The organism is Actinacidiphila cocklensis (assembly GCF_907177275.1).
Classification (GTDB): domain Bacteria; phylum Actinomycetota; class Actinomycetes; order Streptomycetales; family Streptomycetaceae; genus Actinacidiphila; species Actinacidiphila cocklensis.
On sequence record NZ_CAJSLV010000055.1, the window covers coordinates 1 to 15,828 of the forward strand.

Genomic DNA, 15,828 nt, shown 5'->3' on the forward strand with positions numbered 1-15,828 from the left:
GCGCCGCCGCTGAGCAGGCAGCGGGCCGCCGCCCGCCGCCGCCCGGCGAGCAGCAGCAGGCCCGCCCGGTGCGCCAGCCCCTGGTTCCAGCCCCAGCTGAACAGCGCCGCCGCGGCCCAGCCCGCGACCGCGCCGCTCACCCCGAACGGCCCGTCGGGGCCGCCCGCCCAGCGCCCGCCGATGACGTAGGCGACGCCCGGCAGCGCGAAGGTCAGGCCGCGCAGGACGCACCGCCCGAGGTCCGTGCGCCACGGGTCGGCGGCCGGCGCCGGCTCCGGGTAGGCGCGCGGCACCAGCGCGAAGAGCGTCCCGGCCAGCGCGAACAGGTCGCGGTGCTCGTAGCGTTCGGTGATCTGCTCGTCGGTCAGGCCCTCGGACTCCAGCAGCGCGGCGATCTCGTCCGGGTGCACCGCGCTCGCGCACGCCTCGGCCAGCCGCTCCGCCAGCTCCACGACCGGGTCGGCGACCGCCCACGACGGCGTCCGCCGCCGCCGCGGCAGCCGCACCAGGGCACCCGCCGCCCCGTCCCCGCCGACCACGGAGAGCAGCCCGCTCATGCGCCGCCCCCCGCCCGGGACCACGGTGCCGGGGCTGCCGCATCCCCGCGGGCCGGCCGTCCGGCCTGCCGCGCGCTCATGCCGTGCCCTCCGCCCGCGGGTCCTGTGCCGCGTCCTGTGCCGGATCCGCGCGCCAGACACGGGACATCCAGGTCACGCCGCCGTACTGCTGCGCGGTACGCGGCTCGGCCGGCGACAGGCCGGTGTAGATGGCGCGGAAGGCGTCGATCGTCTGGCGCAGGGTGAACTGGTCGATCACCCGCAGCCTGGCCGCCTCGCCGAGGGCCGCCCGCCGCGCCGGGTCGCGCAGCAGCGCCAGCGCGGCCAGCGCCATGGCCGCCGGGTCGCGCGGCGGGACCACGAGACCGGTCTCGCCGACCGCCTCGCGCACCCCGCCGACATCCGTCGAGACGGTGCAGCGCCCGCAGGACATCGCCTCGATCAGGGTGAAGGGGAAGCCCTCGCTGATACTGGAGAGCATCACCACCTGGCCGGCCGCGTAGGCGGTGCGGATGTCGTCCACCCGCCCCTCGAAGCTGACCGCGTCCGCCGCCCCGACCTCCGCGGCCAGCGCCTCGCACCGCGCCCGGTAGTCCTCGCCGCCGCGCGGGGTGCCGCCGAAGATGCGCAGCCTGGCCGCCGGTATCTCGTCGCGGACCAGCGCGAACGCGCGGATCAGCGTCTCCAGGTCCTTGATCGGGTCGATCCGCCCCGCCCAGGTCAGCGTCGGCACCTCGGGCTCCGGCCCTGCCGGCGGGAAGGCACCCGGGTCGACCCCGTTGTAGACGGTGCGGATACGGTCCGCGTCCGCGCCGCCGTGCTCCTCCCAGCGGCGGTTGTAGCGGTTGCCGGGGGTGATCAGCGCGCTGTGCCGGTACGCCTCGCGCGCCAGCAGCCGGAAGAAGTGCAGCATCAGGGACTTGACCGGCCAGCGGTAGGGGCCGGTCCGGTGTCCGAGGTAGCGCTCCCGCTGGTAGACCCCGTGCTCGGTGAGCAGCAGCGGCACCTCGTCGCGGTGGTGGGCGAGCAGGCCGGGCAGGGTCGCGAGACCGCCGCTGACCGCGTGCGCCACACCGGTCGGCGCCGCCGCGGCGAGCGGGCGCAGCGCGTGCTCCAGCAGGTCGGTGCCGGTCAGCGCGTCGTGCTGGGTCGGCAGCGCCGCGGCCACGTCCGTACCCGGCCGCCGCCACAGCCCGGCCAGGGTGCGTACCGCTGCCTCCGAGCGCAGCCCCGCCGACAGCGCGCCGGAGCCGGCCCACCTGGCGAGGTCGTACAGCGCGGGGCCGAACAGCTCGTCGTCGCTGCCCCCTTCGGCCAGCAGCGCGGTCAGCAGCCGCTCCCACGCGGCGAGGAAGGCCCGCCGCTCCCGGCCGCGCGGCTCCCGGCCCTGCGGGGTGTCACCCCACATCGGGATCGACTCCAACGCCGTCACGTGCGACGGCAGTTCCCATATTGGCTGCTCAAGTCCCGTCGCGGTGACCGCCGTCACCCGGAATTCGACGTCGGGCATCGCGCGGACCAGCTGGTCGCACCAGACGCTCACCCCGCCGGGGCTGTGCGGATACGTCCCCTCGGTCAGCAGCGTCACCCGCGCGACACGCGACGGCTCGCAGAAGGCTGCGTGCATGAAGTGGTGTCCCCCCTGGACTGGGTCGGTACGGCCGGGGCGCAGCGCGCGCCCTGCCGTGCGGGCGGGGCGACCACCGCCCCGCCCGCACGTGTGTCGCTGCTGCGGGCTAGCTGCGCGCGCTGTCGCCGGGTCCCGCGGGCACGGCGTCCGCGACGCCCTCGGGCACCGGCAGCCGGCCGGCCGGTGCGGCGAGCTTCGCCGGGCTCTGCACCGCGGCCGCCGGCGCCGCCGGAACCGCGGCGGCGGGCAGCGTGAGGGTGACCGAGCTCTGCAGCAGCCCCGGCTGCGCCCAGCCGGACAGCCGGCCCGCGTAGGGGCTGCCGAAGGCGGACGAGCCCAGCAGCTGCGCCTGCCGGGTGGCGGCCGGCGCGGTGACGTCCACCGGCACACCGCTCGGCGCGCTGACGGTGACCGTGCCGCCGATGCGGTAGGCGGTGACCCTGCCGCCCTTCCACGCTGTGCTCCAGGCGGCCCTGCGCTGCAGTTCCGTGGCGATGTCGGCGGTCCGCAGGTTCTCCGTGGGCGTGTCCGCCGCGAAGAGCGCCGCGTAGTCGCCGAGCACCCGCTCCAGCACCGGGTAGGCGATCCGGTCCTCGGCCAGGTTCGACTGGTGGATGAAGTGCGGGCGGGGGTTGTTGCCCAGGACGTGGCCGAGGTCGATCCTGGCCTCCAGCGGCACGATGTACGACGCGTAGCCGGTGGCCGCGTCCAACGGGGCGATCAGGCACGTGGAGTTGCCCGAGGTCGCGCACGCGCCGCTGCCGCCCTGCGCGAGGTTGGTGTAGATCCAGTTGTACTCGTCGGTCTCCTCCTGCGCGGTGCCCGCGTTGTAGAAGACGTTCATCGGGAAGCGCGGCACGGTGAGTGCCGGGCCGACCTTGCGCTGGTCCGGCTCACGGGAGTTGTCGCTCGCCAGGTAGTCGACACCGAGCCCGCTCAGCGCGCTCGCCAGGTTGGGGTTGTCGGCGGGCTGCTGCGGCAGCACCTTGAGACCGGAGTGCTCGCCGGTCACCAACTCCTCGTCGTCCAGGCTCAGTCCGTGGTTCGCGGCCCAGGTGCGGTTGTCCCGGACCGCCGCGGTGATGTCGGCCCTGCTCACCCACTGGGTGGCGCCTGTCGCGGTCGTCTCGCAGCGCCACGGCACCACGCTGACGTCCTGGACGCAGCCCAGGAAGGGGTGCAGATAGGTGTGGTTGACCCAGCGGTAGCTGTTCCTGTCGGCCACCAGCTGGTTCGCCAGCGGGTCGGAGGCCGTGTCGTGGTCGGACTTCCAGTCCTCGCTGCCGCCGCCGTTGAAGACGAAGTCGAAGGTGAGGCCGTGCGCCGCCGACCACTGCCTGGCGTAGGCCGCGTCGGCCGCCGTCATCCGGATCGGGTCGGTGTCCTCGCCGGTGCCGATCGGGCAGTCCACGTCGCCGGGCGTGCAGTCGAGAGTGGAGTTCCACCGGTCGTCGGCCAGGAAGACGTCGTCGACCTGCACCTCGAAGTAGTTGCGGTCGGCGCCCAGATGGATGCCCTGGGTCATCCACTCCACGATGCCGCGGGCCAGCAGCCGGAACTGCTGCTGGTACTGGTTGTAGACGAAGGGGATCACCAGCTCGGTGCGCCCGTCGTGGGCGTACTGCCCGACCAGTACTCCGCGCTGCGTGCTGCCCGGGATGAGCGCGTCCACCAGCGGGGTGAAGCTCGCCCCCGCCGCCTGGGTGCCGAGCGGCGTCGCCAGGTAGCCGTAACTCTCCGACTGGTCGGGGTCGTTGTCCTCGAAGGGCACCGCGCCCCTGAGGTACCCGAAATCGCCCGCCGCGCCCTGCGCGGTCACCTGGCCCCGCACGCCGTCGAGCCGGCCGATGTAGCCGCCGGTCTGCGCGTAGTCCAGGCCCACGGCGGGCTGCGCGTAGGTGTACGCGTCCACCTGCCGGATGCCGAACGCCGCCTCGTACGCCGCCAGCGCCGCCATCTCGGCGGAGCCCGCGCCGAACGGGTTGTCGTTCGGCAGCACCACTGCCTGGAACCTGGCACGCGGCCGCCCCGAGACGGTGTCGCTCAGGAAGCCGGCGTTGATCACCGGCCGGCCGGCGGCGGCCAGGTCCACCGTGGTGTACGGAGTACCCGCGCCGTCCAGCTCCGAGGTGATCGCCGCGGTCGCCGGACCGCCGTCGTCCACCACCAGCACCCTGAGATCGACCCGCGGCGGCAGTGCGGAATGCGCCGCTGTCGGCGCGACCGCCAGTGCCACCAGTGCCGCCGCGGACGCGACGGCTGCGGCACGCAATGCTCTGCCCATGAATTACCTCCCCCGGGAGTCACCGCATCCCTGTCGGCGCACTCCCATGCGCGACGGCCTGTCCGGCCGTATTTCCGGGGACCATGGTGGGGTACTTCGCGGAGGACTTGTGACCATTCTGCGAAGGTGATCGAAAAGGCTGTGTCATACACCGGGGAGTGTTCGAAGCAGAGTTCCTCTCACCTGCGGCGTTGCGGTGTGTCATGTTCGCGGCGCGTGCGGATTATCGACCTTGATGATGAATGGCCGGGCATATTTTCGATTATTACCCGGACGGGGGAGGGAATCGGAATCACGTACGAAATTCACGAAATGAGTGCGGCGCGGGTGCAGATGCCGTATACGCCGGGCGGATCGCAGATCAGGCCGCGGTCGCTCTGCAATTGCCGCACGCCGCGGACGGTGGCGGCGTCGAACACGCCGGTCTGCGAGACGTAGGTGAAGCCCTGGTCGAACAGCAGCCGCTGGAGGTCGGTGACGTCCGGTCCGCGGCTGCCGGCCCGCAGCACGCGCGGGCCGGCAGCCGGGCGGGCCGTGCGGTGCGGCGCCGGGACCCGGGTCGGGGCCGGCTTCCGCAGCGGCTTGCTCAGCGGCTTCTGCACCGGCTTCCGCGCCGGAGGTGCCAGGTCGGGGGCGACGGGGGCCGCACCCAGGTCCTCGGCGGCGGGCGCCGACTGCGGCCAGGCCTGCCAGGCGAGCGCCGCGGCCAGGGCCACGCCCGCGACGGCCAGGGAGCACAGCAGGAGCGGGCGCTCGCGCCAGCCGGGCCGGGGCGCGGGGAAGACCACGTCGATCACGTCGGGCGGTTCCTCGCCGTGCCGCCCCGCGGGTCTCGCCACGATGTCGGCCGGCCTGTGCGCGTCCCTGTCCTTCACTCACGGCACGATAGCGACCCCGCTGCGTGGCCCCCGGCCCACCCTCGCGCTAGTCGATCGGCGGCGGGGACGGCGCAGGCGTGGGCTCGGGAGAGGGCGGGACGGGGGACGGCGGGGTGGGGAGAGGGTTCGGGGCCGGCCCCGGAACCGGATGCGGCTCGGGCGAGGGCACCGGAGGTCCCGGCACCGGCTCGTCCGGCGGCGGCACCGGTGGGAATGTGTCAGGGTACGGACTGGTCATCACACGCTCCGTAGGAGATCGCGTACTGTTCGCCCCCTCGCGTACCCCGCCCTCGCGCACCCATGCGGCGCACGCCCTCCCGCGCGCCCCGCGCGCGCTCCGTGGGGGTGAATCCCGCCCCTTTCTGCAACTGTGCCCCGCCCGCCGCGGTCCCTCCCGGCAACCGATCCACGGCGGAAGGAGTCGACTGTGCCCGACGACTGGGAACGCCACGACTGGGAACGCCACGACCGGGAGTGCCACGACTGGGAACGCCTGCAGGAACCTGGCCTCGTGCACGTGGTGGTCACCGCCCGTGACGCGAACAGCGCCTACCGTGTCTTCGACGCCCTGGTCGACCGCTTCCCGGCCGTCGATCCGCCCGCGTGGCTGACCGCACCGCCCGGCCTGGTGGCCTTCGCCGTGCTCACCCCGACCCGCGCGGCCGACCGCGGCTGAGCCCGCCCCACCCGAACGGTCCCGCCGGCCGCGGCCCGTACGGTCAAGGCCAACACGGCCCGTCCCGGCGGGAGTCGGGCGCCGACCCGGCGCCGTGCGACAGCCGGGCGGTCGGCCCCCGGCGCGCGCCCGCCGGGGCGCCGCCGTTGGATACCGGAAAGTGCCGGCCGCGCCGTTGGAGCGGTCACAGGACCGCCCCCGGCACCGGGAGTGCCGATGCGCGCCGGGCTCATATCCGCAGCCGCCCTCGCCCTGGCCGCGCTCGCGGCCGCCGCGGACGCCCCGGCCGCCCCCGCGGCCGAAGGCCCCGGCTTCACCGCCACCCCGGCCACCGTCGCCCCCGGCGACACCGTCACCCTGCGCGCGGCCGGCTGCGCGGGACGCGCGACCGCCTCGGCGCCCGGCCTGTTCGGCAGCGTGGCCCTCGGCCCGCGCGACGGCGGCGGGCAGAGCGCCACGGTCACCGTCGGCCGGTACGCGGCAGCCGGCGTGCGCCACGACGTCGCCTTCTCCTGCGACGCGGACCGGGCCGCCGTCCCGCTGGCCGTCGTGGACCGCGGCAGCGCCGCGCCCGGCACCGTGCGGACCGGCCTCGGCGGCGGTGTGACCGGCCCCGACTCGGTCAAGGTGGTGGCCGTGGCGGCCCTGATCGGCGCGACGGGACTGGTCGTCGTCCGCCGTCGCCGCACCGCCCCGCGCTGAGCTGCGGTTCGCACGAAGCGGGCCGCGGCCGGCGCCTGGCCCGACGCCCGCCGCCGCCGCGGGAGGGAGAAGTGCATATGGGGGCATAATGGTTGTGATGCCTATAAATCATGCCGAAGCATTCCTGATGGTCCGCCTCGCGGAAGCGGCCCGATGACCGCAGGTCCGACCCCCCGGAGCAAGTGCATGACAGCGCGTAAGCGACCGGTCCGCCGAGGCTACGACCCCAGGGTCGGCCCGGCCATCGATTGGGGACGGCCTCCCGAGGCGGAGATCGGCCCGGGGGAGCGGCTGGCCCTGAACGGCATGGGCAGCTTCGACTGGGACCTCGACCTGGGGACGTTCGAACTGGACGCGGCCGGCCTGCAGGTGTTCGACCTGCGCCCCGAGGAGTTCGACTCGCGCCCCGACACGCTGGTGCTGCGGGTCTCACCCGAGGAGGGCCTGCGGCTGGACTACGCGCTCAGGAGAGCGCTCCAGGCAGGCCACCGCAGCTACGGCGGCTACTTCCAGATCACCCGCAGGGACGGCACCAAGCAGTGGGCGCACACCCAGGGCACGATCCTGCGGGATTCCCGGGGCAACGCGTACCGCATCGTCGGCATCGTCAGGGACGCCACCGACGAGCTGACCCAGGCGCCCGAGGTCGAGCCCGTGCGGCCGGTGGACGAGCGGCAGAGCCTCGCCCCGATCGTCCGGCTGACCACCGAGGCGCTGTCCCGCGCGGTCACCGTCGGGGATGTCACCCGGGTGCTGACCGGCGCCGGCGGCCTGGAGCGCTTCGGCGCCGACGGGCTGGTGCTCGGGCTGATCGAAGGCGGCAACCTGCGGTTCATCGGGGTGAGCGGCGCCGCGGACGGCCCTTTGAGCGAGCTGCCGCCGCTCCGGATCGACGGGTCGCTGCCGCTGGGCGAGGCCGTGATGACCCAGCAGCCGAGCTTCGTGCGGTCCTTCGCCGAGCTGGGAGAGCGGTTTCCCGCCTCCAGGCCCTACGTCGCCGGCCTGACCGGCCTGGACGCGGCCGCCTTCCTGCCGCTGGTTGCCCAGGGCCGCTCCATCGGCGGCCTGGCACTCCTCTACCGCTCGGGCGAGGTCTTCACCCTCGCCCACCGCGAGCTGTGCGCGGCGCTCGCCGCGATCGTGGCGCAGTCCCTGGAGCGGGCGATGCTCTTCGACCGCGAGCGGGAGTTCGCCACCGGGCTGCAGGCGGCGATGCTGCCCAGGGACATACCCCGGGTCGACGGCGCGGGCGTCGCGGTCCGCTACCACGCCGCCTCCAGCGGTCGCGAGGTCGGCGGCGACTGGTACGACGTGGTGGCGCTGCCGCGGAACCGGGTGGGCCTGGTCGTCGGCGACGTCCAGGGCCACGACACGCACGCCGCGGCCGTCATGGGCCAGCTGCGGATCGCGCTGCGCGCCTACGCCGCCGAGGGCCACCCGCCGTCGACGGTGCTTGCCAGGGCCTCCCGCTTCCTCGCTGAGCTGGACACCGAGCGCTTCGCGACCTGCTCCTACGCGGAAGTCGACCTGGCCGGAGGCTCGGTGCGCGCCGCCAGGGCCGGCCACCTCGGCCCGCTGGTGCGGCACACCGACGGCCGCACCGGCTGGCCCCATGTGCGCGGTGGTCTGCCGCTGGGCCTGGCCACGAGCATGAACCTGCAGGAGTTCCCCGAGACCCGGCTCGACCTGGTGCCCGGCGAGACCCTGGTGTTCTGCACCGACGGGCTGGTCGAGGAGCGCGGCCTGGACATCACCATCGGTATGGCGGCGCTCGCCGAGGCGGTGCGCGACGGCCCCGAGCACCACGAGGCGCTGGCCGACCACCTCGCGGACAACCTGTGGCAGCGGTGGGGCTCGCAGGACGACGTGGCGCTGCTGATACTGCGCCGCGACCCCGACCCCGGCACCCCGCGCGCGCCCCGGATGCACTCCTACGTCCACCAGGCCGACCCCGAGGGCCTGGCCGACGCCCGCGGCGCGCTGCGCCAGGCGCTGGAGGGGTGGGAGCTGACGGAGCTGGCCGACGACGTCGAGGTCGCCGCAGGCGAGCTGCTGGTCAACGTGCTGCTGCACACCGAGGGCGGTGCGGTGATGACCCTTGAGGTGCTGCCCGAGCCGGTCCGCCGGGTGCGGCTGACCGTGCAGGACCGCTCCAGCGTGTGGCCGCGCCGCCGTTCCCCCGGCGAGGCCGCCACCTCAGGGCGCGGGCTGCTGATGATCGACGCGCTGGCCACCCACTGGGGTGTCGAGCCGCGGGGTGACGGCAAGGCCGTCTGGTGCGAGTTCGGCGCCGCCGCCGAGCGCAGCCTGCTCGGCTGACGGCCGGGAGCCGGCAGCTGCCGGCTCCCGGCCCCTCCCGCCGGCCGCCGGACGGCCGGCGGGAGGCGGGCGGTCAGCTGACGGCGAGCGCCACGTCGTCGATGACGAAGGACGTCTGCAGCTTGGAGCCCTCGGTCCCGGTGAACTTCACCGTGACCGTCTGCCCGGCGTAGGCGCTCAGGTCGAACGAGCGCTGGGCGAAGCCGGCCGCCGCGTTGACGTTGCTGTACGTCGCCGGCGTGCTCAGCACGGTGCCCGCGGAGTTCAGCACCTGCACCTTGAGGGTGTCGTACACCGTCGAGCCGGTCTCGGCGGTGTCGATGTGCAGCCAGAAGCTCAACCGGGCGGCGCAGCCGGCCGGGATGGTGATCGACTGGGCGACGGTGTCGGTCGTCGCGGTGCCGTAGCCGTCGAGCCACGCCTTGTACGAGCCCGCGTGCGCGGCCTCGCCGCTGCTGTTGTTGATCACCCCGCTGGTCGCCGTCCACGAAGAACTGCCCGACTCGAACCCGGGGTTGGCGATCAGCTGGGCGGCGGTGCAGCTGCCGCCACCACCGGTGGTGCCGCCGGTGGTGGTCGGCGGGGTGGTCGTGGTGCTGCCCGAACCCGCCAGCCAGGCCGTCGCGTTGAGCGCCAGCGCCGCGTCGGTGCCGGCCGGGTCGTTCCACCCGTCGTAGAGCGTGTTGCCCGACTGGCCGGTGCCGTCGTCGGCCGGGGAGCTGTCACCCCAGATCGCCACCCGGCCGCTGCCGAAGGTGCTGGTGGCGAAGAAGGCGCCGCTGTTGCCCGACGAGCCGGTGCGGTAGAGCAGGCCCTTGACGTTCGGGTTGTCGGCCGGCTTGAGGGTGAAGGTGGTGCCGTCGCGCAGGATGCTGCCGGTGACCGTGCCGAACGGGCCGTGCAGCACCGGGTCGGAACTGCTGCTGATCGCACGGGGGTTGTCGGTGCTGATGTCGAGAAGGTCGACGGAGAAGCCGAACGGGTCGGTGTTGTCCACCCCGTTGCTGGTCAGCAGGTCGTTGATCACGCACGGCGAGTCGCAGCCGTCGTTGTTGCGGTCGCTGTTGTTGTGGTCGGAGATCAGGAACAGCCCGCCGCCGTTCTGCACGAACGTCATCACCGCGGTCTTCTCCGCGGCGCTGAGCTTCACGTTGGGCTCGGTCAGCACGAAGGTGTCGAAGTTGCTCAGGTCCTGGGCGTTGGAGCTGCTGCCGTAGGTGATGGTCCGGCCGGACGGCAGGGTGCTGAGGCTGTAGCCGCCGGCCTTCTGCAGGGCGACGCCCCACGAGGACAGCGCGCCGGTCCAGTCGGTCTCGGCGCTCGGCGTGGCGTCCTGGCCGAGCGGGTCGGGCTGGCTGGTGCTGATGATCCAGTCGGCGTTGCCGGCCGTCTCCGCCTTGGTGTTGTCGAACAGCACCCGGTGGGTGCCGGCCGCGGCGGGGGCTGCGGCGGCCGGCGGCGCGGCCTGCGCGCTGCCGGTGGCGACGCCGGCCGCTGCCAGGGCGATCACGCCCAGGGCCGCGGTCGCGCCGAGCGCGATCCTGCTGCGGGACGTACGGGGACCAGGCATCCGTCAACCTCCAGGTGGGGGGCGGTGAATGGGGTGCGGGAAACGATTCTGCGCGCGTAGAACCTGTGACTGATGTGTCGGGCGTTACCAATGGATGAACGCTGCAGGTCAGCTCCTTCCCGGCGGGGTGCCGCCGGTTGCGGGATCACCCGGACGGAGGTAGGTCCGGCGGCCGGGTTGCGCCGGGCGGGTGCCGTGCGCCCGTGCGCGGGCGCAGCGCCGCCGCCCGGCGCGGCGGTCGGGGGCAGGATGGCGGCGCAGCCGCATGGACACGGCAGGCGCGGGTACCCGCGCCTCGTGGGCGCCCGGCCCGCGCGCCCGCCCGGCCGGCCCGCGGCACGAGGAGGAGCAGCATGCCGATCGCCACCGTGAACCCCGCGACCGGGGAGACGGTCCGTACCTTCGACCCGCTCGACGCGCAGGGCGTCGAACAGCGGATCGCCGCCGCGGAGAGCGCATTCCGCAGCTGGCGGGAGACCGACTTCGGGACCAGGGCGCGGCTGCTGGACGCCGCCGCCGACCTGCTCGACAAGGAGCGGGACGAGATCGCCCGCACCATGACCACCGAGATGGGCAAGACGCTGGTCGCCGCCCGCGCGGAGGCGGCCAAGTGCGCCAAGGCGATGCGCTGGTACGCCGCCCGCGCCGAGGGCCTGCTCGCCGACGAGCACCCCGACCCCGCCGACGTCGAGGACAGCGGCGCCGCCCGGGCGTACGTCCGCTACCGCCCGCTGGGGGTGGTGCTCGCGGTGATGCCGTGGAACTTCCCGCTCTGGCAGGTGGTCAGGTTCGCCGCGCCCGCGCTGATGGCCGGCAACGTCGGGCTGCTCAAGCACGCGTCCAACGTCCCGCAGACCGCCCTCTACCTGGGCGAGCTGTTCCACCGCGCCGGCTTCCCCGAGGGCTGCTTCCAGACCCTGCTGGTCGGCTCCGGCGCGATCGAGGGTGTCCTGCGCGACCCGCGGGTGGCCGCCGCGACCCTCACCGGCAGCGAGGGCGCGGGCCGCGCGGTCGCCTCGGTCGCGGGCGACGAGGTCAAGAAGACGGTGCTGGAACTCGGCGGCAGCGACCCCTTCGTGGTGATGCCGTCGGCCGCCGCCGACCTCGACCGGGCGGTCCAGGTCGCGGTCACCGCCCGGGTGCAGAACAACGGCCAGTCCTGCATCGCGGCCAAGCGCTTCATCGTCCACACCGACGTATACGACGACTTCGCCGAGCGCTTCACCCGGGCGATGAGCGCCCTGCGGGTCGGCGACCCCACGACCCCGTCCACCGACGTCGGCCCGCTGGCCACCGAGCAGGGCAGGGCCGACCTGGAGGAGCTGGTCGACGACGCGCTCTCCCGGGGCGCCGAGGCGCTGTGCGGCGCCCGCCGCCCCAAGGCGCTGCCGCCCGGCTGGTACTACGAGCCGACCGTGCTGGCCGGGGTCACCGAGGCGATGCGCATCCACCGCGAGGAGGCCTTCGGCCCGGTCGCCACCCTCTACCGGGTGCGGGACCTGGGCGAGGCGGTGGCGCTGGCCAACGACACGCCGTTCGGCCTGAGTTCCAACGTGTGGACCACCGACGAGGACGAGCAGCGGCGCTTCGTGCGCGACCTGCAGGCGGGCGGGGTGTTCTTCAACGGCATGACCGCCTCGCACCCGGCGCTGCCCTTCGGCGGCGTCAAGCGCTCCGGCTACGGCCGGGAGCTGTCCGAGCACGGCATCCGCGAGTTCTGCAACACCACCACCGTCTGGTACGGCCGCTGAACCCGCACGCCCCTGCATTGTCATGTACATCTGCCTCCCCACGGGGAGTCGTCTTCACCCATGGGGAGGCAGAATCCGTGGGCCGGCCCGCGGCTCGGCGAGCCGCGGGCCGGACCGTCAGGTGACCGTCCAGACGAAGGTCGCGGTGTCGGCCGCGCCCTGCCCGTCCGAGGCCGTCACGTCGACCGTGCTGGTCCCCTTCGCCTCCGGGGTGCCCGAGATCACCCCGTCGCCGCCGATGGCCAGCCCGGCCGGCAGCCCGGTCGCGGTGAAGACCGGGGCACTGCCGCCCGTCGCCTTCGCCGTGACCGCAAGACGCACCGGGACGCCTGCCGGGCTGCTCATGCCGTGCGGGTTGGCCACCGTGACCGAGGCCGCCGCGGTCGCCGCCGCGCCCACGGTCTTCGCGCTCATCGCGGTCGGCACGTTGAGCGTCCCGGTCAGCGGCAGGTTCCGCGACGAGTCGCCGACCATGACCTGGTAACCGCCGGCCGCCGTGGTCCAGTTGTTCGCCGTGGTGTTCCAGTACGCCAGGTCGTGCGCGGTCACCGTGAAGGTCACCTTCGCACTCGCGCCCGGCTGCAGGTCCACCCGCTGGAAGCCCTTGAGCTGCTTGGCGGGCTCACCGGTGGACGCCGGGTCGCCGACGTACAGCTGGGCGATCTCGGCGCCCGCCCTGCTGCCGGTGTTGGTGACCGTCGCGCTCACCGTGGCGTTGCCGCTGCCGTCGAGCGCGCCCACCTGCAGCCCGGAGAAGCCGAAGGTGGTGTACGACAGGCCGTACCCGAACGGGAAGAGCGGGGCGATGTTCTGCGCGTCGTACCACCGGTAGCCGACCTTGAGGCCCTCGCTGTACTGCACGTTGCCGTTGCCCGGCCACTGCGCCGCGGTGTGCGCCGGCACGTCGCCCAGCGAGGCGGGGAAGGTCACCGGCAGCTTGCCCGACGGGTTGACGTCGCCGAACAGCAGCGCGGCAAGGGAGTTGCCGACCTCCTGGCCCGCGTACCACTCCTCGATCACGCCCTTGACCTGCCCGAGCCACGGCATGGTCACCGCGGAACCGGTGTTGAGCACCACCACGGTGTTCGGGTTGGCCGCCGCCACCTGCTGGACCAGCTGGTTCTGCGTGCCGGGCAGGTCGATGTCCGCCAGGTCCGCGCCCTCGTTCTCGCCGTAGCCGACGCAGACCACCGCCACGCTCGCCGCACGCGCCGCGTTCACGGCCGCGTTGACGTCGTTGCCGTCGTTGTACGTCACCGTGGCGCCGGCGCCGGCACGGGCCTTGATCGCGTCGATCGGTGCCTTCGTGCCCGAACTGGTCGCGGTGGCGCTGCCGCCGCCGACGCTGCGCACCCCGGCGCCGCCGTCCGGGCCGATCACCGCGATCGAGGTGGCGTTCGCCCCCGACAGCGGCAGCACGCCGCTGTTCTTCAGCAGCACCGAGCCCTGCTCCGCGACCTGGCGCGCGGTGCTCTGGTGCGCCGCGCTGGTCACCACCGAGTCGCGGTTGCCGGTCTTGACCTTCTCGAAGATCCCGAACGCGAACATCTGCGTCAGCACCCGGCTGACCATCGTGTTCAGCGTCGCCTGGCTGACCGTGCCGTTGGCGAGCGCCTGGGACAGGAAGTCGGCGTAGAAGTAGCCGCCCGGCATCTCGACGGTCATGCCGTTGTTGGCCGAGTCCACCGTGGAGTGCGCGCCGCCCCAGTCGCTGGTGACGAAGCCGCCGAAACCGGCCTGCTGGTAGAGCGCGTTGTTCAGCAGGTTCGCGTTCTGGCACGCGTAGACCCCGTTGACCGTGGAGTACGCGCACATCACCGACGCCGACGCGCCCTTGCCCACCGCCGCCTGGAAGGCCGGGAAGTAGATCTCCTGCAGGGTGCGCTGGTCGACGATCGCGTTGTCCTGCGGCCCGTTGCGGTTGGTCTCCTGGTTGTAGACCGCCACGTGCTTGGCCTCGGCCATCACGCCCTGGCTCTGGATGCCCTGGATGCCGGCGGTAGCCATCTGGGCGCTCAGATACGGGTCCTCGCTGTACGTCTCGAAGGCCCGGCCCCAGCGCGGGTCGCGGACGATGTTCATCGTCGGGCCGAGCGCCACGTCCGCGCCCTTGCCCGCGAACTCGGCGCCGGCGACCGTGCCGTAGCTCTTCTGCAGAGCGGTGTCCCAGGTCGCCGCGGACGACACCGCGGACGGCAGTTGCGTCACCCCGCCGAAGCCGTCGCCGACCCCGCTCGGGCCGTCGTGGAAGCCCATCGCCGGGATGCACAGCGACGGGATCGCCGCGGTGTCGCCGATGTAGGGCGAGCTGGCACCGGTGCCGTGCAGCATCTGGATCTTCTGCGCCTGCGTCATCTGCGCCAGCAGCTGCGCGACCCGGGTGGCCACCGGGGCGGTCGAACCCACCCACGGGCAGTCGCCGTTGCCGCCGCCCGGCGGCGTCGTGGCGTCACCCGGCGTCAGCACCGTGAAGTCCCACAGCGAGTAGCCCCACTGGGTCGCCCTGGCGGTGCCGTACATCCGCACGTAGCGGCCGGTCGCGGTGAAGGAGTGCGTCTCGGTGCCGCCCGCGCCCGCCGTCGTGGAGTAGACGGTGTTCCACGTGCTGCCGTTGTCCGAGACCTGGATCTGGAACGCGGTCGCGTACGCCGCCTCCCAGGTCAGGCTCACCCCGCAGACCGGCTGCGAGGAGCCCAGGTCCACCTGGACCCACTGCGGGTCGGCGGCGGCGCTGGACCAGCGGGTGCCGGGGTCGCCGTCGAAGGCCGCGGACGCCGGGGTGCCGGCGTTCTCCGTCGAGGAAGCGGTCGCCGGCTTGCCGACCGCCGCCGTGGTGTTGCCGCAGGCGGCCGGCTGGGTGCCGGAACCGCCCCAGACCTGGAACTCCCAGAGCGAGTAGCCGTACTGCGTGGCCCTGGCGGTGCCGTACATCCGCACGTAGCGCCCGGTGCCGGTGACGTCCAGGGACTGGGTGCCGCCCGAGCCGGCCGTGGTGGTGTAGACGTCGGTCCAGGACGCGGCGTTGTCGGAGACCTGGATGCGGAAGGCCGTCGCGTAGGCGGCCTCCCAGTTCAGTACGACCTTGCTGATCGGCTGCGACGAGCCGAGGTCGACCTGCAGCCACTGCGGGTCGGCGAACGCGCTGGACCAGCGGGTGCCGGTGTTGCCGTCGACAGCGGCGGAGGCGGCGGTGCCGGCGTTCTCCGCGGAGGACGCGGTGGCCGCCTTGCCCTGGGAGAGCAGCACCGGGTCGGCCGCGCGGGCGATCCTGGGCGTGGCCACCAGGGCCAGCGCGACGACCAGGACGAAGCCGATGACGGCGGCGAGCCGGGACTGGGCGGCGGTCAGCCGCCGTCGCCGAAGCGGTGGGGGAGCGCCGAACGAGGCTTGCAGCATGGGGGTCGCCTCTCTCACCCGTCGGCCCGGGGCCGCCGGGTGGTGTGGGGGGAAGGGCGGATGCC

At 73.8% G+C, this 15,828-nt stretch carries 9 protein-coding genes and 1 pseudogene; 4 read left to right on the forward strand and 6 right to left on the reverse strand.

What is annotated here, in order from left to right:
• The 4 genes and pseudogenes from NFU81_RS17035 to NFU81_RS17050 all read right to left on the reverse strand — a co-directional run.
• Positions 1 to 557 (reverse strand): annotated as a pseudogene (locus tag NFU81_RS17035) (hypothetical protein); the annotation flags it as partial.
• 76 nt (positions 558 to 633) lie between these two features.
• Positions 634 to 2,184 carry a GT4 family glycosyltransferase PelF gene (gene pelF, locus NFU81_RS17040; protein WP_251490576.1) on the reverse strand — a complete coding sequence of 517 codons (1,551 nt, stop codon included), beginning with the start codon at positions 2,182 to 2,184 and terminating at the stop codon, positions 634 to 636.
• Between the two features lie 109 nt (positions 2,185 to 2,293).
• The gene (locus NFU81_RS17045; RefSeq protein WP_251490579.1) at positions 2,294 to 4,471 is read right to left on the reverse strand and encodes a hypothetical protein; all 2,178 of its coding nucleotides are present in this window, start codon (positions 4,469 to 4,471) and stop codon (positions 2,294 to 2,296) included.
• A 305-nt stretch (positions 4,472 to 4,776) separates the two neighbouring features.
• On the reverse strand, positions 4,777 to 5,346 hold the full coding sequence (locus NFU81_RS17050; RefSeq protein WP_251490582.1) for a peptidoglycan-binding domain-containing protein: 570 nt from the start codon (positions 5,344 to 5,346) through the stop codon (positions 4,777 to 4,779).
• 430 nt (positions 5,347 to 5,776) lie between these two features.
• Here NFU81_RS17050 and NFU81_RS17055 point away from each other — a divergent pair, with 430 nt between their 5' ends.
• The 3 genes from NFU81_RS17055 (at position 5,777) to NFU81_RS17065 (ending at position 9,046) form a co-directional block, all read left to right on the forward strand.
• Positions 5,777 to 6,025 (forward strand): hypothetical protein, encoded by a 249-nt coding sequence (locus NFU81_RS17055; RefSeq protein ID WP_251490584.1) that lies wholly within the window; start codon positions 5,777 to 5,779, stop codon positions 6,023 to 6,025.
• A 216-nt stretch (positions 6,026 to 6,241) separates the two neighbouring features.
• The gene (locus NFU81_RS17060; RefSeq protein WP_251490587.1) at positions 6,242 to 6,727 is read left to right on the forward strand and encodes a hypothetical protein; all 486 of its coding nucleotides are present in this window, start codon (positions 6,242 to 6,244) and stop codon (positions 6,725 to 6,727) included.
• A 186-nt stretch (positions 6,728 to 6,913) separates the two neighbouring features.
• Complete coding sequence (locus tag NFU81_RS17065) at positions 6,914 to 9,046, forward strand: SpoIIE family protein phosphatase (protein WP_251490590.1); 2,133 nt, start codon at positions 6,914 to 6,916, stop codon at positions 9,044 to 9,046.
• A 73-nt stretch (positions 9,047 to 9,119) separates the two neighbouring features.
• On the opposite strand, the gene NFU81_RS17070 is transcribed toward NFU81_RS17065, so the two are convergent.
• Positions 9,120 to 10,616 (reverse strand): immune inhibitor A, encoded by a 1,497-nt coding sequence (locus NFU81_RS17070; RefSeq protein ID WP_251490593.1) that lies wholly within the window; start codon positions 10,614 to 10,616, stop codon positions 9,120 to 9,122.
• A 353-nt stretch (positions 10,617 to 10,969) separates the two neighbouring features.
• Here NFU81_RS17070 and NFU81_RS17075 point away from each other — a divergent pair, with 353 nt between their 5' ends.
• Positions 10,970 to 12,367 carry an NADP-dependent succinic semialdehyde dehydrogenase gene (locus tag NFU81_RS17075; protein ID WP_251490595.1) on the forward strand — a complete coding sequence of 466 codons (1,398 nt, stop codon included), beginning with the start codon at positions 10,970 to 10,972 and terminating at the stop codon, positions 12,365 to 12,367.
• A 117-nt stretch (positions 12,368 to 12,484) separates the two neighbouring features.
• Here the strand turns inward: NFU81_RS17075 and NFU81_RS17080 are convergent, their stop codons facing one another.
• Positions 12,485 to 15,763 (reverse strand): discoidin domain-containing protein, encoded by a 3,279-nt coding sequence (locus NFU81_RS17080; RefSeq protein WP_251490598.1) that lies wholly within the window; start codon positions 15,761 to 15,763, stop codon positions 12,485 to 12,487.
• Positions 15,764 to 15,828: the final 65 nt, after the last annotated feature.